The 20,666-nt window shown below is 37.1% G+C and carries 19 protein-coding genes; 7 read left to right on the top strand and 12 right to left on the bottom strand.

The features are described 5' to 3' along the window. The first annotated feature begins 13 nt into the window (after positions 1-13). Entirely contained in the window at positions 14-811 is a 798-nt protein-coding gene (locus tag D1003_RS06715; protein WP_153936226.1) for a GLPGLI family protein, read from the top strand. Between the two features lie 225 nt (positions 812-1,036). On the opposite strand, the gene D1003_RS06710 is transcribed toward D1003_RS06715, so the two are convergent. The 5 genes from D1003_RS06710 to D1003_RS06690 form a co-directional block, all read right to left on the bottom strand. Continuing rightward, positions 1,037-2,104, bottom strand: coding sequence for an FISUMP domain-containing protein (locus D1003_RS06710; RefSeq protein ID WP_153936225.1), 1,068 nt, complete (start codon positions 2,102-2,104; stop codon positions 1,037-1,039). A gap of 140 nt (positions 2,105-2,244) precedes the next feature. Then, positions 2,245-3,849 carry an FISUMP domain-containing protein gene (locus D1003_RS06705; protein WP_153936224.1) on the bottom strand — a complete coding sequence of 535 codons (1,605 nt, stop codon included), beginning with the start codon at positions 3,847-3,849 and terminating at the stop codon, positions 2,245-2,247. Positions 3,850-4,031: 182 nt separating this feature from the next. Next, on the bottom strand, positions 4,032-4,418 hold the full coding sequence (locus D1003_RS06700; protein WP_153936223.1) for a hypothetical protein: 387 nt from the start codon (positions 4,416-4,418) through the stop codon (positions 4,032-4,034). Positions 4,419-4,812: 394 nt separating this feature from the next. Then, entirely contained in the window at positions 4,813-5,676 is an 864-nt protein-coding gene (locus tag D1003_RS06695; RefSeq protein ID WP_153936222.1) for a mechanosensitive ion channel family protein, read from the bottom strand. A 74-nt stretch (positions 5,677-5,750) separates the two neighbouring features. After that, a complete protein-coding gene (locus D1003_RS06690) occupies positions 5,751-7,871 on the bottom strand; it encodes a carboxy terminal-processing peptidase (protein WP_153936221.1) in 2,121 nt (706 codons plus the stop codon). Between the two features lie 134 nt (positions 7,872-8,005). Between D1003_RS06690 and surE the strand changes: the two genes are divergently transcribed. Continuing rightward, a complete protein-coding gene (surE, locus tag D1003_RS06685) occupies positions 8,006-8,773 on the top strand; it encodes a 5'/3'-nucleotidase SurE (protein WP_153936220.1) in 768 nt (255 codons plus the stop codon). A gap of 20 nt (positions 8,774-8,793) precedes the next feature. Here the strand turns inward: surE and D1003_RS06680 are convergent, their stop codons facing one another. The 5 genes from D1003_RS06680 to D1003_RS06660 all read right to left on the bottom strand — a co-directional run bounded on the left by D1003_RS06680 (position 8,794) and on the right by D1003_RS06660 (position 14,652). Further along, complete coding sequence (locus D1003_RS06680) at positions 8,794-9,696, bottom strand: glycosyltransferase family 2 protein (RefSeq protein ID WP_153936219.1); 903 nt, start codon at positions 9,694-9,696, stop codon at positions 8,794-8,796. Beyond that, positions 9,696-10,658 carry a glycosyltransferase family 9 protein gene (locus D1003_RS06675; protein WP_153936218.1) on the bottom strand — a complete coding sequence of 321 codons (963 nt, stop codon included), beginning with the start codon at positions 10,656-10,658 and terminating at the stop codon, positions 9,696-9,698. Before D1003_RS06675 ends, D1003_RS06680 begins: the two co-directional genes overlap by 1 nt. Before the next feature lie 9 nt (positions 10,659-10,667). Next, positions 10,668-11,087, bottom strand: coding sequence for a SufE family protein (locus D1003_RS06670; protein ID WP_153936217.1), 420 nt, complete (start codon positions 11,085-11,087; stop codon positions 10,668-10,670). Between the two features lie 21 nt (positions 11,088-11,108). Beyond that, the gene (locus tag D1003_RS06665; RefSeq protein ID WP_153936216.1) at positions 11,109-12,074 is read right to left on the bottom strand and encodes a Gfo/Idh/MocA family protein; all 966 of its coding nucleotides are present in this window, start codon (positions 12,072-12,074) and stop codon (positions 11,109-11,111) included. A 73-nt stretch (positions 12,075-12,147) separates the two neighbouring features. Further along, a complete protein-coding gene (locus D1003_RS06660) occupies positions 12,148-14,652 on the bottom strand; it encodes an ATP-dependent Clp protease ATP-binding subunit (RefSeq protein ID WP_153936215.1) in 2,505 nt (834 codons plus the stop codon). Positions 14,653-14,797: 145 nt separating this feature from the next. On the opposite strand from D1003_RS06660, the gene D1003_RS06655 reads away from it, so the two are divergent. The 4 genes from D1003_RS06655 to rnr all read left to right on the top strand — a co-directional run bounded on the left by D1003_RS06655 (position 14,798) and on the right by rnr (position 18,856). Then, on the top strand, positions 14,798-15,010 hold the full coding sequence (locus D1003_RS06655) for a YgjV family protein (protein ID WP_014937720.1): 213 nt from the start codon (positions 14,798-14,800) through the stop codon (positions 15,008-15,010). After that, the gene (locus D1003_RS06650) at positions 15,007-16,110 is read left to right on the top strand and encodes a glycosyltransferase (RefSeq protein ID WP_153936214.1); all 1,104 of its coding nucleotides are present in this window, start codon (positions 15,007-15,009) and stop codon (positions 16,108-16,110) included. Before D1003_RS06655 ends, D1003_RS06650 begins: the two co-directional genes overlap by 4 nt. An 83-nt stretch (positions 16,111-16,193) precedes the next feature. Continuing rightward, the gene (rpiB, locus tag D1003_RS06645; RefSeq protein ID WP_153936213.1) at positions 16,194-16,625 is read left to right on the top strand and encodes a ribose 5-phosphate isomerase B; all 432 of its coding nucleotides are present in this window, start codon (positions 16,194-16,196) and stop codon (positions 16,623-16,625) included. Positions 16,626-16,690: 65 nt separating this feature from the next. Then, the gene (gene rnr, locus D1003_RS06640; RefSeq protein ID WP_153936212.1) at positions 16,691-18,856 is read left to right on the top strand and encodes a ribonuclease R; all 2,166 of its coding nucleotides are present in this window, start codon (positions 16,691-16,693) and stop codon (positions 18,854-18,856) included. A 78-nt stretch (positions 18,857-18,934) separates the two neighbouring features. Here the strand turns inward: rnr and D1003_RS11260 are convergent, their stop codons facing one another. Then, on the bottom strand, positions 18,935-19,339 hold the full coding sequence (locus tag D1003_RS11260) for a hypothetical protein (protein ID WP_260393349.1): 405 nt from the start codon (positions 19,337-19,339) through the stop codon (positions 18,935-18,937). A 24-nt stretch (positions 19,340-19,363) separates the two neighbouring features. Beyond that, positions 19,364-20,122 carry a helix-turn-helix transcriptional regulator gene (locus D1003_RS06630; protein WP_153936211.1) on the bottom strand — a complete coding sequence of 253 codons (759 nt, stop codon included), beginning with the start codon at positions 20,120-20,122 and terminating at the stop codon, positions 19,364-19,366. Positions 20,123-20,463: 341 nt separating this feature from the next. Between D1003_RS06630 and D1003_RS11255 the strand changes: the two genes are divergently transcribed. Then, on the top strand, positions 20,464-20,664 hold the full coding sequence (locus D1003_RS11255) for a hypothetical protein (RefSeq protein WP_260393348.1): 201 nt from the start codon (positions 20,464-20,466) through the stop codon (positions 20,662-20,664). Positions 20,665-20,666 lie beyond the last annotated feature (2 nt).

Here is a 20,666-nt window from a genome sequence, read left to right as displayed (position 1 = left end):
ACAATTACACATTATGAGATTTTACCTTTTAATTCTAACATTAGCCACGCAAGTTTTGGTGGCACAAGCCACTCGTTTTGTTTATGAAATGAGTTTTAAACCAGATTCTACCAACAGAACGCAGACTAAAACAGAAACCGTATTTCTAGATGTTGAGGCTCAAAAATCTATCTTCTATTCCGAAAAAAGAATGCAGAGAGATTCGCTATTTTCTAGAATGAGAGAAACTAGAAATTTCAATTTTGATAGAGGAGCTATGGATAACTACCGCACCGCCGTCAATTTTTCCATAGAAAAAAATTATACCTCCCAAAACATCACCTTTAAAAACCGTATTGCTGCCGATACTTACAGCTATACAGAAAACAACCCTACCACTTGGGAAATTTTGCCCGAGACCGCTAAAATAGGTAATTATGAAACCCAAAAGGCAAAAACCACCTACGGTGGCAGGACTTGGCTCGCTTGGTTTACTACAGAAATCCCAATGCCCGACGGACCTTACAAATTTTTTGGTCTTCCTGGTCTTATTGTAAAGGTAGAAGATACCAAAGGAGATTATAGCTTTGACCTTAAGGAAAGTAAGAAGATAGCAGCTCCTGCCTCTTTCTCCTATCGTTCAGCACCGATAGAGGTTAAAAAGAAAGATTATCAAAAAATAGAACAAAGGTTTAAAGAAGACCCTCTCTCGTTCATTAACAGAAGTGGCGGACCAATAAGGATTGAAATGGACGCCAACACAAAAAGAAGAATGGAAGAAAAAAGCAAAGAAGAATCTGCAAAAAATAACAACCCGATAGAACTAAAATAAACGCCTGCCCAGGTTTCTGTAAAAACATAAGCAGGTTTTCACAAAAACGTAACTAGGTTTTGGGCAAAACGTAAGCATCTTTTTGGTAAAAGATGCTTACGTTTTTTAATACCCCTATTATAGGCACTTTGAGAGGGGTTGTAAATTGGGTTCAATCTCTCTTAAAAAAAGGCATAAATCTACCCAAATTGATAGGGTATTTTACCCAAAGCAATACCGCCTGTTCTAATTTTTGATGCATCTTACGCTGAAACCATTGGCTCTATATTCTATACGATTACTCTCTACACTACTCTCATTAAATTTGAGGCTATAAGCCTGGTCTATACTACCTTTATTGCTCCAATAATGCCCCACCAATCCTGTACTTCCCAAAGCAATGGACGAAGTACTCCAACCACGGAATCCCGCCACAGGCAATTTCATCGTGGTTTCACTCCACAGAGTGGCAGAAGCTGCTAAAGCCTGATACTCCGTATTGGTAGGCACACGATAGCCGTCGGGGCAAGGGTTGTTCTCACCATTTACTTCCCACAAATTATAAGGTCCAGCCATATTAACCGCATCTTTAACCCACGACACAAGAGTATAGTTCCCCATTGAGCGGTTGTCCCCAGGTATAGTCCACGAGGTAGAAGGCGTAGGGTTGTGCCCATACTTCATAGTCCCACTTGCCGCTCCACTCCAATTGACCAACTCGTGCCCGTCTGGTTTACGCTGCCACTGGAACAAAGAGCCGTACGCATTATGGTCGGTTTTGGAAGTCGCTTGTTTTGTCGGGTCAAATACCGAAGAACCCACTCGTGCATATTCTGCTCCGAGGTTATTGCTGAGCCATCTTCTGCCGTCCGGTCCTTGAATTTCACAGTATATAAAATCGTGTTCCCTTACATCGGCACCATAGCCCAAACATTCCAAAGTGGTCTTCCCGAAACAGCGGTCGTACACGAGGCTTAAACACTTTTCCGAAGGAGTAAACGCCACATCTACCTGTGTGCCGTTGGTGCATTTCCATACCGCCCCGTCGTACCAGTCGATGCAGTTTTTGGTGGTGTTATAAATCATTGTGCCTTCGGGTACATTTGTAAAGGTGTTCCGTTCTGCGGTACTGATATGAGGGAAAATAACGCCTTGAGGTTTATCCTTATTATTCTCATCAATCGGCATCTCTGCCACCTCCAAAGTGGCTTTGGGTTGGGCGGTGTTAATGCCCATACGCTTTTCGTACTGCCCGTATGCCCATAGGGCAAAGCCTAAGAAAGCCAAAAGGCTGAAGTGTTTCTTTATTTTCATTGTCTATTTCTGTTTTAACATTTATACTATTTCTTTTTTGGCACTCCTGCAGGTGTGCGGTTAGGCACCCGCTCCCTGCAAATTGTTTTCACGCGTCCCGTTTTGGGCAATGCCCCTCACAAGACAGGAAACGCTCTCGGCTAATCCTTGATACAGCGGACGCTAAAGCCGTCCGCACGATAGCTACCGCTACCCGCGCCGCTACCGCCGCTATTGAGCCATTGGCTCCACGAGTTGTTGCTACTGTACTGCTCGCTGCTCCACAAGTAGCCGGTGCTGCTCCGATTGCTGATCGCGGCATTGCCGGTGCTGCGGTAACCACTAGCAGGCAGGCGGAGCACTTGCTCGTTCCACATCTTATTAGAATTTGTAAATGAAGTACCTGCATCATAACCTAAAATCGCATTATGCAAAGCCATCTGCTCCGCGTGAGTAGGCACATGATACCCCACAGGACAAGGGTTATTGGATTGCCCTGACTGCCATAAGTTCTTATTAGTAGCTGCATTATTTAAGGTATTAGTAACCCAAGAATAATAATCTAAACCATTACCTATGATAGAATTCCTGTGCCCCGGGTTCGTCCAAGAATTAGATAAAGTAGTGGTAGTACCATATTTAGGCGTACCACTTGTAGAAGAGGTCCAGTTGATAAGCTCGTGCCCGTCTGCTTTCCGCTGCCATTGGAAGAGGGAGCCGTAGGCTTTATGGTCGGTCTTGGTGTAGGCAGCGTTCAAATCAAAGTCGTTTCCTCCAGCCTTGGCATAGTCAGCTCCCAAGTTCATATTCAACCATATTTTGCCGTCCCAGCCCTTTATCGGGACATACAGCATCTGATGTTCGTATTCATTGGCTGCCCAAGTAGAACTGCTTGCATCGCCTCCTGCATACGTATTGGTTTTCTTATCAAAATACCTATCAGGAACGGCGGCTATCGCCCTTAGCTCAAATCTTTCCGTTGTCCCCGGAAGTGGGAAGGACGCCATCAAATTACCGCTCATATCCGCTCCCAATCCGCCGTTGATGTCCAACTTCTTCACCAATAAATCGCCACCCAACGCCTTCACCGAAGCCGTAATCCAACGGGTACTCGTAGTAAAAGACTGCTCTCCCCAAGATAAAACCACCATTCGCCCCACTCCGTTTTGAGTGTACGCAGGAGAAACCCAAGTCCCAACGCTATAAGCCGGCAAAGTTCCCGAGCCCGTAGCTACCACAGGAATCTGAACCTCGTAGCCGCTGGTCGTTAGCTTCCCTTGATAATCAATCGTCATAGTTTCGGGTGCTCCGTCCGCAGGGATTGAGGTGTTCCAATTCGCCGCTTGCGTAGGGGTGCTGAACGGAAGAAAATCCGCATCGTAAACCGATGCAATCCGTTTATCAGTGCCTTTAATTTGGAGCACTGACGGAACCTCAACCACCGTAGGCGGAATATCGGCGTGAGTGCCGTCCGTGCAAGACCATTGGGTGCCATCATACCACTCAATGCACTTTTTGGTGAGGTTGTAAATCATCGTTCCTACCTTTGCATTGCTGGTAAAGGTATTGCGTTCTGAGGTTTCTAACTTGGGAAATATCACGCCCTGCACGTGACCATCGGGCAAATTTGCCAACTCTATTTTGGCTATTTCCAAAGTGGCTTGAGGTGTGGGTGTGTTAATGCCCACACGCTTCTCGTACTGCCCATACACCGACAGACCAAAGCCTAAAAAAGCCAAAACGCCCAAGGGTATTTTTATTTTCATTTTTCTATTCTTTATTTATGGTTTATACTTTATTTTATTGTTTCCTGTTTTTTCACGCGTGCCGTTTGGGAATTCCTACAGCCTAGACCTTAACCTACCTCCGAAAACGCCACGCTAATCCTTGATGCCACGCTCGCCGAAGCCGCTCACCGTAAGAGGAAGCTAAAGTTCAGCAAATGCAACTATTGTTTTGCATCATAAACCGAAATCGTCTGTTTATCTCCACTCTTAAAAGCTGACGATACAACTGGCGGAATATCGGCTTGGGAACCGTCCAAACAAGACCATTGGGTGCCATTGTACCAATCAATACAATTTTTAGTGGTATTATAAATCATAGTACCCGCCTTTACTCCAGTAAAAATGTTTCGCTCCGAGGTCTTAATGTTGGGAAGTATCACGCCTTGTGCCCGCCCCTTGGGCAAATTCGCCAAAGCTACTTTAGAGATGTCTAAAGTCGCCTGCGGCTCTATGGTGTTAATCCCTACACGACCGTTGTACTGCCCGTATACCGACAGACCAAAGCCTAAAAAAATAAATAATGAACCTTTAAAGGCTATCTTTTTCATATTTTTTGTTTATTAGTTATAAGTATCTTTTAAAATATTAGTCCTTCTTTACAAAACATCGGCCCCTCTTTCCCATAAAATAAGAGGAACACCAACAGGGTGAAAATCGTACACATTCACCAAACATAAAACTAACCTACATAATAAAAAACTAAGTATAAAGCCGTACAATACCATCGCTCCACACAATTGTATATAACAGTTGTGTGTGTGTGTGTGTGTGTGTGTGTGTGTTTACACAATTATTTGGAACTACCAAATTTTTACACCATTTTTTTTTACTTTTTTGCATATCGCTGATAGTATACCTCACAAATTAAAGCAAACTTATAACCTTTTTGAGAAGTGTGCAAATGTTAATATCAATTATTTTGTACCCAAGAACTGACCACCACTATAATTTGGGAAACTCCACTGTTCTAATAGGATAAGGAATGACAATGCCGTTCTCTCTAAACTTGGCTAAAATAAGCCTTCTGATTTCGTTTTTGGTTTGCGGAGCTCTGAACAACTCTTTAGAAAAGTAGAATAATTTTAAATCCAATGAGCTGTCCCCAAAGTTTTCTAACCGAACTACGGGTTGATATAACTCATTTTTGAAAACAAAATCGTTTTCCATAGCTGCTTCCATAAGAATACGGGTTGCAAGGTCTATATCCGTATCGTAATGCACCCCCACCTCTATATCAAAACGAACCATCTCATCTGTGTGCGAAAAATTAATTAGCTTTTCTTTGGTAAGCACCGAGTTAGGAAAAATCATACTCTTATTATCTCTTGTAATAATGGAGGTCGTTCTCATATGTATTTGGTCCACTCGCCCTACAATACCATCTATATCTATTACATCTCCCACCTTTATCGTCCTGTCCACTAGTATAATGACCCCAGAAATAAAATCCAAAAACAAATTCTGAAGCCCCAAACCTATCCCCACCAATATCGCCCCAGAACCTACCAACAAAGGAGAAATATTGATGCCTAAAGCCTTCATTGCAATAAAAAATGTAATGATAAAAATCGCATACTGCAATATCTGCGAAAACGCAAATTTCTTACCCAAATCTAACCTATCCGACCTATAAATCACCTTACGGGTAACTTTAACTATCAGAATCCCGATAAGTATCACGATAACTGCTGCCGCAATTTCGTAAACGCTTAAACTGTACTTTCCTAAAGAAAAAATCTCGTATTCTAAAATTTGTTTGAGTGTAAGATTTACATCATCTGTAATTTGATTGACATTTTCTCTCATATTTTATATTTTTATAAAAGCATAGGGGAGTAAAATGATATAATACTCCCCCATAGCAATTATCCTTAAAAAATTTATTTTATATCCAAAACGACGTTAACTCCCTCTTGCAAAAAGAGGTCTTTCTTTAAACCTTTGAGCCACGCATTACTCTTATGAGCAAAAGCGGTATCTTTTTTCCCTCTCATTAGTTCTTCTTTATGGAGGGTAAATTTCAGTCCATTATTATACTTATCCAATGCTTTAAAACGCTCGATTTCCTGCTTTCTTTTCTTCATCAAATCATTAAACTTAGATTGATTGATGGTAATAGATTTCTCTTTATCCAAACTTTCTTTCCATTGAGCAGACTCTTGTAGCAACTGATAAGTGCTGTTATTAGCCATTCTCTCTTGGCTTCGTTTAACTAAAGCCGCGATATTAAGCTGGTTAAGTGGTTTAAAATCTGTAGTCCCAATTTTATCCCACGCCAAAGCATAGTCCTGATAACGCTCCCCTATTTCGGCATAAGAGAAGAAGTCTTTAAGGCTAATATCCGAAGTAATCCCCTTACGCTGATTAGAAGCTCCGTCTATACCATAAAACTTCTGTATGGTAAGTTTCAATGCTCCAAAATCGTCAGAAGTGTTTAAAAATCTATTCAAATCTACAAAAGTTTGCACCGTTCCCTTTCCGTAAGAACTAGGCGAACCAAAGATAACTGCTCTACCGTAAGCCTTCATTGCTCCTGCCAAAATTTCAGACGCCGAAGCCGACAACTCGTTTTGCATAATTAACAAAGGACCGTCCCATACAGGAGCATTTGTTTTATTTTTATAAACTTCCGTCTTACCATTTCCATCTTTTATTTGTACTACAGGACCATTGTTCATAAACAATCCCATCATATCTACCACTTCAGAAAGTGAGCCTCCTCCATTATTTCTCAAATCCAAAATAAGACGAGCCACACCCTCTTTTTTAAGTTTTGTAATTTCGGCTTTTACATCATCAGATGCATTTCTGCCCTTAGCATCTCCAAAATCGGCATTAAAGCTCGGTAAATAAATATAACCTACTTTCTCGCCTTTAGCTGTATTGATAACTAAACTTCTAGCAAATGTATCCTCTATCTGTACCTCATCTCTAATAAGAGTAACATCTTTTATCGTTCCGTCTTTCTTTATTACAGTAAGCGTAACAGGTGTGTCTTTTTTACCTCTTATGTATCTTACTACCTCGTCCACCAACATACCATTAACACTAATAGCTTCCTCTTTAGGAGAAGGTTTTACTTTAATAAGTTTATCGCCTTCGGTGAGTTGTTTAGACTTCCAAGCAGGAGCTCCTACGGTAAGAGCACCAAGGAATATACCTCCTTTTTTCTCTTGTATCACCGCCCCTATCCCTATAAATGAACCTTTAAACTGCATATCAAAATCTTCTTTATCCTTAGGAGAATAGTAGTTAGTATGCGGGTCAAAAACTTCTGTGTAAGCATTCATATAAACAGAGAACCAATCCATTTTTTTTCTCTTTTGGAATCTCTTGAACATATTAGACATCAAGTCTTTAATCTCTTCAGTCGCTTTTATTTTTTTCTCTTCTAGAGAAAGAATCTTGAGTGTTACAGTGTCCTTCAATTTATTAGCAATAAGAGAGTCTTTGAGTTTTTTTCTTCGCTCCTCTCTATTGCTCATCACTTCCATTTCTTGTAGAATATTATATTTAATATACCTTTTCCATTCCTTAGCCAAATCCGCCTTATCAACTGGAGCCTCTTTATCTTTTGGTTCTAAAACTAACACCTCATTTTCATTTAGGTCAATAGGCTTACTAAAAATTTCTTGAGTAATCCCATCCAGCTCCTCCATACGCTGATAAAGACGGTCGGTAGTAAGTTTATAAAAAGTTAAATCTCCTTGGTTAAGATAGTCGTCTAGCTTAGTTTTATGTTTTTCAAACTCTTGCATATCAGACTTCAAGAAGTAACGCTTAAATGGGTCTATCTTTTCAAAATATTTATTATAAACATCTTGCGAATACGCATCATTGATAGGCTTTGGGCTATAATGCAAATAAGACAGTGTATTACGAACACTCATCATAATAGTCTGCATTTTCTCATCATCATTCTTAGGTGAGTTAAAGCAAAATATTAAAGTGGTAAGTGGAACAAATAATAATAGTGTATTAATTTTTATTTTTTTAAACATAAAACTATACTTTATTTTAATAATTAAAACAATCCTTTTTCCGCTACTGAAACGCAATAGGAATGCCAAATTTAATACTTATTTTTCATTGCTCTATTTTTTTTGGTTATTTTTGTGAAAATTTGTTACAAATTATGAAAAAGCCTCTTATATTGGTTACCAATGACGATGGAATTACCGCTCCTGGCATACGCAGCCTCGTTTCTTTTATGAACGAAATTGGAGATGTAGTCGTAGTGGCTCCTAATTCTCCTCAATCTGGAAAAGGACACGCCATCACTATCAACTCTACCCTTACCTACGAAGAAATTTCTATGGAAGGCCCACAGAAAGATTACGCTCTTAGCGGCACTCCTGTGGACTGCGTAAAATTCGCATTGGATAAGATACTTACTCGCAAACCTGACCTTGTGGTTTCGGGCATCAATCACGGAGCTAATTCTTCCATCAATGTGATATATTCGGGGACTATGTCTGCTGCCGTAGAGGCTGGTGTGGAGGGACTTCCTGCTATTGGGTTTTCACTTTTAGATTTCAGTTGGGAAGCAGATTTTTCTCAAGCTAAAGAATTTATACAAACCATCGTTAGAAAATCCTTAGAAAATCCTATGCCTAAAGGTATGGTATTGAATGTAAATATCCCTAATCTGAAAAAAGAGGATATAAAAGGTATTAAAGTTTGTAAACAAGCCCATGCAAAATGGGAAGAAAGTTTTGATGAAAGAGTAAACCCTCACGGTAAAAAATATTATTGGCTTACTGGCTATTTCAATAATATGGACACCAACAAAGATGCCGATGAAAACGCTCTAGCCGAAGGTTATATTTCTGTAGTTCCTGTGAAATTTGACCTTACTGCTTATGAGCATTTGGAAAGCCTAAAAGAGATACTAAACTCCTAAACTTCATAAATAATCCCTTCTTAAACGGAGGGATTTATTTTTTCTAATAATAAACCCAGTTTATACATATCTAGGTATCTAAGACTTACCTTTCCACTAAGCAATTTTTCTCGGAGAAATTCTTTTCCAAAAGATGAAAAAAGCCTTGATAAAAGGGAGTTCAATTTTAGTTTGTTTACCAAGTAGTACGCTTTGATAAGTTTAATATCTTCTACTCTTTTAGGAGAATTTTTTAACAAAAAACAAAGATTATCTATAGAATCTTCTATCTTTTTTAAATAGGCTTCATTGGTATCTAAATAAAAATTTAAAACAGGATTATCTATGTGAAAAATATTGACTCCTCTGTCTTTTAAATCTTTTGCAAAAACTATGTCCTCATATCCGTAGCCAGTAAGTTGTTCTTCAAATAAACACTGTGAAAAAATATCCCTATCTATTAGAAAATTATTGGTCTGAAAAGATAAACGCTTATTTCTTTTTCGTTGAAGCAAAGGCAAATTTTCTCGTTCATTAGCAAATTTCCATCTCAAATACTGCCCTGTTAAAGGTTTTTCTTTTTGAGTACCACCTCCGCCATAAACGACTTTTACATCTTTATTCTCTGTAATGATTTTTTGATAATTCTGAATGAATTGGTTAGATATAATTTCGCCATCACTATCTAAAAATAATAGATATTGACCTTTAGCATACTTCAAAAATAAGTTTCTTATTCTAGCTCTTCCCACATTTTTAGGAAGCCAGACCATTGTATCCACAGCAACTTCCAGCGGTTTATTTAGCCCACAGTAATACTCATCGGAAGCATCGTCTATTAAAACGATTTCTGCATTTAAATCGTTCGTTTTTATTTCGGATTTCAAAGCGGTTACTAGCGTGGTAACTTCAGTATTATAGATAGGAATACAAATAGATATCATTAAATTTTATCTACTATTTTTTGTATATCTATTTCTTCCAAACAAGCCCAATCGCCTCTATAGCAAGCTTTATCTCCAAAAACTGAACAAGGTCGACAAGTAAGGTCTTCCACTTGCACAATATCTTCTTCCTTTTGACCATACCCTAAAAAACCTGCAAAAGAGTGTGTAGCCGCCCATACCGAAATGCAGCGAGTGCCTACCAAACTTGCTAAATGCATATTAGCAGAATCCATAGAAATCATTACTTCTAACCCTGCAATTTTCTCTAATTCTTCCTTTAATGAAAGTCGTCCCGCAACGCTTTTTGTATTTGGGATTTCCTTTTCCCATTGGCTCAAAATCTCTACTTCCTTTGCTCCTCCTCCAAATAAGAAAAGTGGGGTTTGTTTTGCTATCATTTTTGCTAATTCAAAAGACTTTTCTAACGGAAGCATTTTCCCTTTATGCTGTGCGAATGGTGCAAAACCAATCCCCTTTTTATCAGCCACTAGAGCTTGATACTGATGAGATAATTTAACCTCAAAACCTATGGCTCTAAACACATCTGCATAGCGTTCTGTGGTTAATTTGAGTTGTCGTTTGTCTAAATTCCAGATATCTGTAAGTTTTTTCTTTTGTTCCTTACCTTTATCTATCTTGAATACAGGAACTCCTTTTAGCCTAAATAGTCGGTTCAAAATTTTAGACCTAATAACATCGTGTAAATCCGCTACAACATTTATTTTGTAAATACTCAACAGCTCTTTGTGAAGCTTATTTAATCCCCAAAAACCCTTGTATTCTTCTAAATTTGCTCCGTGAAATTTAAGCCTATCTATTCCGTTAAATAAATCAGCGAAGTTTTTACGAGAGACCATAATTACCTCTACTTGAGGATTTTGTTCTAAAAATTCTCTAAGCACAGGCACCATCATCGCCACATCTCCAAAGGCAGAAAAACGGTAAGCTAGTATCGTCATCTCTTTTTATTAGACCTTGGCTTGGAATGCCAAAGCATAGAATTTAATTTGTTTTATCATTGAGGCTAAACCATTGGCACGAGAAGGAGATAAAAACTCTTGAAGTCCTATCTCTGAAATAAATTCAAAATCAGAATCTAGAATTTCTTGAGGAGAGTGTTCATTATACACAGAAAGTAACATTGCTATAATCCCTTTAGGCAAAATACCATCTGAATCTGCCTCAAAAAAGACTTTCCCATCTTTGAAACAAGCATCTAACCATACCTTAGATTGACAGCCTTTTATCAAATTTTCCTCCTGCTTTTTATCTTCGGAAAGCCCTTTAAGCTCTTTGCCTAAATCTATAATATACTCGTATTTTTGCTCCCAATCGTCTAAGAAAGCAAACTCGTCTATCAGTTCTTGTTGTTTTTCCTTTATAGTCATATCACAAAGATAAGAAGTTTTTTATTTTGAGCTTCTATAGATGTTCTCCACCAAAGAAATTAAATTCTGATGATAAAGCATTTCTTCCAAATCACATTCTGTATCGGAAAGTTTTTTTAATGCATACTTTAAATTTAATTGCAAATTAGAACACTCATTATCAGTAATTTCATCTAAACTAAATTTGTAGTTTTTAAGATTACAAAGACTTACCTCATCAAAGTACTGCCCAGAAATTTTAACACTCCCATTTTCAGCAATGATATTCATAGAAGTTTCCATATTTTTATCCCAAACCGCCGTAGTGAAATTAAAATTAACTAAACCTCCCGTTGCCAACTTTAGAGTGAGTATTCCTGTATCTTCTATCTCTATCAAAGACTGATGTCTAAAGACACCCATATAACTTGACAGTAGCTCTGCCTTTCCGAAGGTAAAAAGTATTAAATCTAAAAAATGAAAAAACTGAGTGTATAAAGTGCCTCCATCTAGCTCTTTTTTACCCTTCCAAGATTGTGGTGTATAATATCTTTGGTCTCTATTCCAAAAGCAATTGACTTGAACAAGGTACGGCTGTCCTAAAATATTTTCGGACTGAATCCTTTTCAACCACGCCAAAGCAGGAGAAAACCTATTTGGAGTAGAAAAAAATATTTTCAGTTGCCTTTCTTGAGCGATTTTAATTAAAGCTTCCATCTCAGAACCTTTTAGACAAAACGGTTTCTCTATTAAAATATGATACCCATATTCTAAAAGTGCTTTTGCTTGGGGAAAATGAAGATAGTTGGGCGTTGATATTACCACTAAATCCACCTTAATTTCTGAACTTAAAAAATCATCTAAAGATTTAAAATAAGGTATATCCTCTATGTTTTCAGTAGCTAAACCATCTATGATTGCAGAAACTTGTGCTTCATCAATTCCCTCAATGGCTGTAAGGTATTTTTTTCCCATAAACCCCAACCCAAGAATAGCAATATTTATCATAGCTCTATTTCAAATTTCAAAAAGCAAAATCCACTAAACACAAGGTTTAGTGGATTTTACCTACATCAATTATTTAATTTTGTTTTTCTAAAGCGTCTTTAGCTTCATTTAGTTTTAAGACTACTCTTTCGCCTTCACTTAATTGTTTGGTCACCAAAAGCTCGGCTAGTAAATCTTCTATATACTTTTGTACCGCTCTTTTCAGTGGTCTAGCACCAAAGTCTTTATCCCAACCTTTCTCAGCAATAAAGTCCTTGGCTTCTTCCGTAAGGCTCACAGTATAACCCAACTTACTTAGCCTTTGGTAAAGTTTATTAAGTTCTAAATCTATAATTTTCTTAATATCTTCTTTCTCTAATGCGTTGAAAATAATAATATCATCTATTCTATTTAAAAACTCCGGAGCAAATGCTTTTTTAAGAGCCGACTCTATCGTACTTCTTGCGTGGGCATCGGTACTAGATTTTTTCGCTGAAGTTCCGAAGCCTACGCCATCACCAAAATCTTTCAGTTGACGAGTACCAATGTTAGAGGTCAAAATAACAATCGTATTTCTAAAGTCTATTTTTCTACCCAAACTATCCGTTACGAAACCTTCATCTAAAATCTGCAACAATAGGTTAAATACATCAGAGTGAGCTTTCTCTATCTCATCTAAAAGCACTACCGAATAAGGCTTTCTCCTAACAGCTTCTGTAAGTTGCCCGCCTTCCTCGTAACCTACATATCCTGGAGGAGCACCTACAAGCCTAGACACCGCAAATTTCTCCATATATTCGCTCATATCTATTCTTATGAGTGCATCTTCGGAGTTGAACAATTCTTTCGCCATTACTTTTGCTAACTCTGTTTTACCAACTCCTGTAGTTCCTAGGAAAATAAAAGTACCAATAGGTCGGTTAGGGTCTTTTAGTCCTGTTCTATTTCTTTGGATAGATTTCACTACTTTTTTAACGGCTTCTTCTTGACCAATCACCTTGCCATTAAGATTTTTGTCCATTTCGGCAAGTTTATCAAGCTCGTTTTTGCCAACTTTAGTTACAGGAACACCACTCATCATTGATACTACTTCTGCTACATTCTCTTCTGTAACCGTTTCTTTCATTTCCTTTACATTTCTATCCCATTCTTCTTGAACCAAATTAAGTTCTATTTGCAAACGCTCTTCTTCGTCTTTAAGCCTTCTCGCTTCTAGATAGTCTTGAGCCTTAACTGCTTTTTGTTTAAGGTCTTTAGCTTCTTCTATTTTGGCTTCAAAATCTACAAGCTCAGTAGGGACTTTCATATTTTTAATGTAAACCCTAGAACCCGCTTCATCCATAGCATCTATGGCTTTGTCTGGTAAAAATCTATCTGTGATATATCTAGAAGTAAGATTAACACAAGCCTTGATGGCATCATCTGTATAAATTACATTATGATGTTCTTCGTACTTATCTTTAATTTGATACAAAATCTGAATGGTTTCTTCTATGGAAGTCGGCTCTACCATTACTTTTTGGAAACGTCTCTCCAAAGCACCATCTTTCTCTATATGCTGTCTGTACTCATCTAAAGTAGTGGCTCCAATGCATTGTATTTCACCCCTTGCCAACGCAGGTTTGAACATATTAGACGCATCTAAGCTTCCCGTAGAACCTCCTGCTCCTACAATAGTATGCAACTCGTCTATGAACAAAATGACATCTCTATTTTTTTCAAGCTCTGTCATAATTGCTTTCATTCTTTCCTCAAACTGACCTCTGTACTTAGTCCCTGCCACCAAACTAGCTAAATCTAAGGTGATTACACGCTTATTGTACAATACACGAGAAACTCTTTTCTGATGTATCCTTAATGCCAAACCTTCCGCAATGGCAGATTTCCCCACACCAGGCTCCCCAATGAGAAGGGGATTGTTTTTCTTTCTTCTAGACAAAATTTGTGATACTCGTTCAATCTCTTTTTCCCTACCAATCACTGGGTCTAGCCTTCCTTCTTTAGCTAAAGCCGTTAAATCTCTACCGAAATTATCTAAGGTAGGTGTTTTACTTTTTGCAGTTCCGATATTACTAGTCGGTTTATTAGATTGCCCAAAACTCTCTCTTTCTTCATTATCGTCATAGGCACTACTCATTTTAGGCAAAATCCCGTTTTGCTCCAACATTGTGCGATATTCTTTAGTAACCGCCTCATAGTCCACATCATAACTTTCTAGAATTTGGGTTGTAGGGTCTTCCATTTTGTAAAGAATACCCAATAGTAAATGAACGGTATTGATATGTTCTGAACGATAACTTTTACTCTCTAAATCCGCTCTTTTAAGTGCATAATCCGCCATTTTAGTAAATGGTATTACCTCCATTTCTTTTGGTGGAAACACATTGGAACCTAAGGAGTTTAAAGCCTCTATCTTTCTTCTTATCTGGGTTAAATCTACCTGTAAATTCTGTAAGATTTCCTTAGCAGAATTATCCGTTTTGATAATCCCTAAAAGGAGATGTTCGGTATTAAGAAATTCACTTTCTAATCTTTTTGCTTCTTTAGCACTCGCTTTGAGGACTTTATCCAATCCTCCCGAAAATTTATTACTCATCATAATTGTTCGTCATTGATTCCTAAACAAACCCATTGATTCATTCTTCAAAATGTTTATTTAGACTTGTCCAAAGTTACAAATACTTTACCAAAGATAAAAAATGACTTTATGGCATATTTTTCTTAGTTTTGTAAAAATTTAAACTATGAATCCCGAATATATAGGCTATTTAGCGTCAGCCTTTGTTGCTATCAGTTTTTTACTAAAAGAAATTAACAAGATAAGAATGGTAAACCTCATTGGCTGTCTGCTGTTTGTAACCTATGGTTTCTTGATAGATAGCCTACCTGTAATTATCACCAATATTCTTATTTCTATAGTTCAGGTATATTATCTTTTCTTAGCCAAAAAGCAATGAAAGTAATTGTATCAGCTTTCAGCAATTTATATACAGACCAGAGGATAGAAAAAGTTTGCCAAACTCTCTATGACAACGGTTATCAAATAGAACTCATTGGAAACGATTGGGGAGGAAATGGAGCAATGGAGCGCCCTTATCCTTTTAGCAGAATACACATCAAATCGAAAAATCTCCGTGGAGCATACCTTGAGTTCAATAAAAAACTTTATACCGAATTATTGAAAAAGGCGAACAAAAACACCATCTTACACGCCAACGATATAGATGCAATACTCCCCAACCTTTGGGTTTCCAAAAAATTAGGTATTCCTCTTATTTTTGATAGTCACGAAATCTTCACCGAAATGCCAGCCATTAAAGGAAGATGGACGCAAAAAATTTGGCAATTGGTAGAACGATATTCGCTTCCTAAAATCAAATATATGATGACAGAAAGCGAAAGCTATGCCCAATGGTTTAGAGAACGCTATCCCGTACGTCCTGTAGTGGTGCGTAATATCCCTAGAAAAATCACCACACCTATCATTATAGCTCAAAACACTCCAAAAGTAATTTTATACCAAGGAGCCATCAACCAGTCTAGAGGCATAGATAAAGCTATACGAGCTTTAAACTATCTTGATAATGTCATTTTTAAAATTGCTGGAGATGGTCCCAAAAGGGAAGAATATGAAGCATTGACAAAAAAATTAAATCTAAACCATAAAGTTTCGTTTCTAGGAAAGTTACACCCCGCAGAGCTAAGGAAACTCACTCAAACGGCAGATGTCGGTCTTAGTATTGAAGAAAACGGAAGCGTAAGCTACCTCTACTCTCTACCGAACAAAGTGACAGATTATATACAGAGTAGAGTTCCTATCGTGATGATAAACTTCCCTGAAATGAAAAGGGTTTATAACGATTTTAAAGTGGGAGAAATGGTAGATTCTCACGATCCAAAAGTACTTGCCGAAGCCATAACCCGTGTGCTAGAAAAGGGACGATTGCACTACCAACCCGAACTAGAAAAAGCAGCAGAAGCCCTATGTTGGGAAAAGGACGAAGAGAAAATCCTTTCACTTTATCATCAAGTAATTGCAGAATCAAACATTATATAAAAACATTTGTACGATATAAATTCATAAGTTTTCATTTTTAAATGCTATTTTTGTGGGAAGTCTAATAAAAATTTATTTTAAAAATGAAAAAAATTGCTATCGCTTGCGACCACGCTGGGTTTGAATACAAGGAGTTTATCAAAAAAGAATTAGCCAATGAATACCATATTACCGACTTTGGCACAAATTCTGCTAACTCCGTAGATTATCCAGATTTTGTACATCCTGCAGCGAGTTCTGTAGAAAACGGTGAAAACGAAATGGGCATACTCATTTGTGGTAGCGGGCAAGGTGTACAGCTTACTGCTAACAAACACCAAGGCATCAGATGTGCGTTGTGTTGGATGCCAGAGCTTGGAGCCTTAGCTAGACAGCATAATAATTGCAATATGGTAGCCGTTCCTGCTCGTTTTATTTCAAAAGAACTGGCACTAGAAATCATCAAAACATTTTTAAATACCGAGTTTGAAGGAGGGAGACACCAGAATAGAGTGTCTAAAATAGCATCTTGCTAAAGTTTAACAAAATTTACCATCACGCCCCTCTAACAAATTCTTAATCATAAAAATACATATCAAAAATGGCAAAGAAAAAAAAATACATATCAAAAAAAAATGAGGGAAAATTAAAGGATTTAGGAAGGCAAATCCTTAGTTTTATGAACAAACAATCTGCTAAAATATATAATTATAAGCAGATAGCTGATGGTATAGACTACAAAAACCCTCGCCAGAGAGAACAGGTTATACAAGCCTTACACAAACTCTTAGCAGACGAGAGAATAAAAGAAGTAGAAAAAGGCAAGTATATTATAGACCTTAAAATAAAAGACACTCTTACAGGATTTATAGATTTTAACCACTCTGGCAATGCATATGTGAGAGTAGAAGGTTTAGAGGAGGATATTTTTATCCACTCCAAAAATGTAAAAGATGCCCTACAAGGAGACAAAGTTCTTATTGTAACCTATCACTTCAAATCAAAAAAGCTAGAAGGCTCCGTAATAGAAGTACTAGAAAGAAACCGTAAAGAATTTGTAGGAACTTTCGAGTTTATAAAGCATAAAGATTTTGGATTTGTGGTTTGTGATAAAAAGCAAATCAACACAGATATTTTTGTACCACGAAACAAAATCAACGGGGCTAAAGATGGCGATAAAGTAGTGGTAAAAATGGTAGAATGGAATCCTACCGAGAAAAATCCTCACGGAGAAATCGTTAAAGTGTTAGGAACTCCTGGTAGCCATGAAACCGAAATACATTCTATATTAGCAGAATATGGTCTTCCTTATGCTTTCCCAGAGGAAGTAGAGCAAGAAGCAGATGCCATAGACCGAGAGATAAGAGACGACGAGGTAAAAAAAAGATGGGATATGAGAGGTATTTGTACCTTTACCATAGACCCAAAAGATGCTAAAGACTTTGACGATGCTCTTTCCATAAGAAAGTTAGAGAATGGAAACTGGGAAATTGGGGTACATATTGCCGATGTATCTCATTATGTTGTTCCCAACACATTGCTAGACCAAGAAGCCTATCAGAGAGCCACTTCTGTATATTTAGTAGATAGAGTGGTACCTATGCTTCCTGAAGTACTTAGTAATGAGGTTTGCTCACTTCGTCCTAATGAGGACAAATACACCTTCTCCGCCGTGTTTGAACTCAATGATAAGGCTGAAATAAAGAAACAATGGTTTGGACGCACCGTAATACACTCCGACAGAAGGTTTACCTACGAAGAAGCTCAAGAACGTATAGAAACAGGCAAAGGAGATTTGGCTGATGAAATTTTAACCCTAGACAAACTCGCTAAAATCCTTAGAGAAGAGCGTATTAGAAAAGGGGCAATTACTTTTGACCGAAGTGAAGTCAGATTTAACTTAGACGAAAACAACGAACCTATAGGCGTTTATTTCAAGGTAAGCAAAGACTCCAATCATCTTATAGAAGAATTTATGCTCCTCGCCAACAGAAAAGTATCTGAGTTTATTTCTCTTAACAAAAAAGGGAGCCCTACTGGCAAAACCTTCATTTATAGAGTACACGACGACCCAGACCCAACCAAATTAGAAGCACTAAGGGATTTTGTAGCCACTTTTGGTTATAAAATGAACCTTGCTAACTCTCAAAAGGTAGCGGAGAATATGAACGAGCTTTTAAAATCTGTTAAAGGTAAAGGCGAAGAAAATATGATTGAAACCCTCGCAATGCGTTCTATGAGTAAAGCCGTTTATTCTACCGAGCCAATAGGACACTATGGTTTAGGGTTTGAGTATTATACCCACTTTACTTCTCCTATCCGCCGTTATCCCGACCTTATAGCTCACCGACTATTACAACACTATCTAGACCAAGGCAAATCTCCCGACAAAGCAGAATACGAAGAAAAATCTAAACACTGCTCTGCAATGGAACGCCTAGCCGCAGATGCCGAAAGAGATTCTATTAAATTTATGCAAGTTAAGTTTATGGAGAAACATCTTGGCGAGGTGTTTACTGGCGTTGTTTCTGGCGTTGCCGAATTTGGTTTCTGGGTTCAAATTCCTGAAAATGGTGCCGAAGGCTTAATAAAACTAAGGGATTTAATGGATGATTCTTATCAGTACGATGCCAAAACCCACGCCGTCTATGGTAGTAGAACAGGCAATAGTTATCAACTAGGAGACACCGTTAAAATTAAAGTAATGAAAGCTAATCTCATCCAAAAACAATTAGATTTTAAAATTATAGAAAAGGCTGAAAACTAATTTTAATACTAAAGGGTTATCTCTCCAATAATAAGATAGCCCTTTTTACTTTAAATATATCCCAAGTTTCTTCTACGACTATTTTTTGAGCAATACAAACTTAACTAGTCTATTACCCACCAATTCCTCCTTGTACAAACCAAAATCTTTAATTTCATATTTTTCTATATCGTTACAGATTTTTCCTTTGGCGTAGGCTTCGCTATGGTTCACACTATCTATAATGAATTTTCTATCTAAACATTCTAAAAGGATAAAATTACCTTCTTGCTTCCATTTTCCTGTAGTAATTTGAGCACACGAAGTTAATTTATAAATACCGTCTTGTTTCAGCTCGAGATTAAGGTCTAGCACAAAACTACCATACCTCATTTTATTGAAATAACTATTCTTAGGTGAGGCATATTCTCTAACCACCAACTGCTCAAATTTACTTGGCGAAGTGCAACTAAGTATTGTAAATAATAGTATAATAAACTTCATAAACTTGAAGATATGGGATTAAAATTATACTAATTTATTAATTTTAGCATAAGCAAGTGCCTCTGAAATGTTTTGAACATTCAATTTATCAAAAATTTTTCTTCGATGAAATTTTACGGTATCAGGAGTTACAAATAACTTCTCCGAAATTTCATTGATGGTAAAACCTCTGGCAGAGAGTTCCAACACCGTAACCTCTCTTTCAGAGAGTTTAACTTTTTGTTCCTTTTCCCAAATGTTTGTATCAATATTAAATTTCCAAAAATCTTCGCTTCCCTGTTTGCTTATAATGATATTCCCCTCAGTTTGGTTAGAAGAAAGAGATACAATACATATTGCTTTCCATATTTGTCCTTTTTCGTTGAGAAAGATGGGTGTAAGTTTGTGATTGATAAGCACGGGTCTATTTCTTTCATTGATTAAATGAAAATCATAGGAAATAGTATAAAGTTTCCTTTCAACTAAAGGAATTTTTTCATAGAATGAAAATCCTACATCATTGATTTTCATTAAAAGCTCTAAATCTTGTTTTTTTACATTTCTAAAATAAAAAGCATACCCTAATGCTTTAACCTCTTGAGCGGACAATCCGCACAGAAATAAAGGATTATCCGAAACATATTCAAAAGACTGAGTTTGATAGTCAATTACATAAATGCTTTTGTATGAAACTCTGGAAAAAGCATCTATCACAGACAAATAATTTTTTAATTGCTCTAAATCATTGGCTGATATATTCTTAACCGAATTTCTTTCATCAAAAAAACCGTCAAAATCCCCCATAGATAAAAACTACACTTTGGTTTAAAAAAAAGCAAATATAATAGTGGAAAAATATTATTTCTTTATAGGTGGCGTAAAGTTAAATAATGTGGTGTTACCCTGTGAAACAGCTCACATCATGAGGAGAGAAGACCCAACCGATACAGAATATGAAAAAATGATATCAAAATCATCAGCATCCTTGATATTATCAACCAATAATGTGATTACACTTTCAAAAACATTGAAATTAAATATAAATTATGAACTTACACCTACCAACAAAGATGGTTTACTAAAGCATTACACTAGACAAAGGTTGGATTTAACATTGTCTAAAAAAAATAAATTCCAATTTAAATATGATGTTTTTTGCTTACGATATTTTTAAAACAGATAGAGTATGGCACGAAACGACTGTTCCTAACTATTTTTACGGCAATAAAAGCTATGGAGATATGAGAGCATTTGGAATCATATTAAAGTGGAATATTACAGGTAAATCCTATAAGAGGGGAAACATTGAAGAAACGACGGATAATACTATAGATAGATTGAAATAAAG

Source organism: Riemerella anatipestifer (assembly GCF_009663465.1).
Classification (GTDB): Bacteria; Bacteroidota; Bacteroidia; order Flavobacteriales; family Weeksellaceae; genus Riemerella; species Riemerella anatipestifer_C.
Note: the sequence above shows the minus strand (reverse complement) of the source record. Positions and strands in the feature narration are given on the sequence as shown.

Coding starts and splice junctions, on each gene's coding strand:
- D1003_RS06715 (WP_153936226.1), top strand. CDS start 14: ATGAGATTTTACCTTTTAATTCTAACATTAGCCACGCAAGTTTTGGTG.
- D1003_RS06710 (WP_153936225.1), bottom strand. CDS start 2,104: ATGAAAATAAAGAAACACTTCAGCCTTTTGGCTTTCTTAGGCTTTGCC.
- D1003_RS06705 (WP_153936224.1), bottom strand. CDS start 3,849: ATGAAAATAAAAATACCCTTGGGCGTTTTGGCTTTTTTAGGCTTTGGT.
- D1003_RS06700 (WP_153936223.1), bottom strand. CDS start 4,418: ATGAAAAAGATAGCCTTTAAAGGTTCATTATTTATTTTTTTAGGCTTT.
- D1003_RS06695 (WP_153936222.1), bottom strand. CDS start 5,676: ATGAGAGAAAATGTCAATCAAATTACAGATGATGTAAATCTTACACTC.
- D1003_RS06690 (WP_153936221.1), bottom strand. CDS start 7,871: ATGTTTAAAAAAATAAAAATTAATACACTATTATTATTTGTTCCACTT.
- surE (WP_153936220.1), top strand. CDS start 8,006: ATGAAAAAGCCTCTTATATTGGTTACCAATGACGATGGAATTACCGCT.
- D1003_RS06680 (WP_153936219.1), bottom strand. CDS start 9,696: ATGATATCTATTTGTATTCCTATCTATAATACTGAAGTTACCACGCTA.
- D1003_RS06675 (WP_153936218.1), bottom strand. CDS start 10,658: ATGACGATACTAGCTTACCGTTTTTCTGCCTTTGGAGATGTGGCGATG.
- D1003_RS06670 (WP_153936217.1), bottom strand. CDS start 11,087: ATGACTATAAAGGAAAAACAACAAGAACTGATAGACGAGTTTGCTTTC.
- D1003_RS06665 (WP_153936216.1), bottom strand. CDS start 12,074: ATGATAAATATTGCTATTCTTGGGTTGGGGTTTATGGGAAAAAAATAC.
- D1003_RS06660 (WP_153936215.1), bottom strand. CDS start 14,652: ATGATGAGTAATAAATTTTCGGGAGGATTGGATAAAGTCCTCAAAGCG.
- D1003_RS06655 (WP_014937720.1), top strand. CDS start 14,798: ATGAATCCCGAATATATAGGCTATTTAGCGTCAGCCTTTGTTGCTATC.
- D1003_RS06650 (WP_153936214.1), top strand. CDS start 15,007: ATGAAAGTAATTGTATCAGCTTTCAGCAATTTATATACAGACCAGAGG.
- rpiB (WP_153936213.1), top strand. CDS start 16,194: ATGAAAAAAATTGCTATCGCTTGCGACCACGCTGGGTTTGAATACAAG.
- rnr (WP_153936212.1), top strand. CDS start 16,691: ATGGCAAAGAAAAAAAAATACATATCAAAAAAAAATGAGGGAAAATTA.
- D1003_RS11260 (WP_260393349.1), bottom strand. CDS start 19,339: ATGAAGTTTATTATACTATTATTTACAATACTTAGTTGCACTTCGCCA.
- D1003_RS06630 (WP_153936211.1), bottom strand. CDS start 20,122: ATGGGGGATTTTGACGGTTTTTTTGATGAAAGAAATTCGGTTAAGAAT.
- D1003_RS11255 (WP_260393348.1), top strand. CDS start 20,464: ATGATGTTTTTTGCTTACGATATTTTTAAAACAGATAGAGTATGGCAC.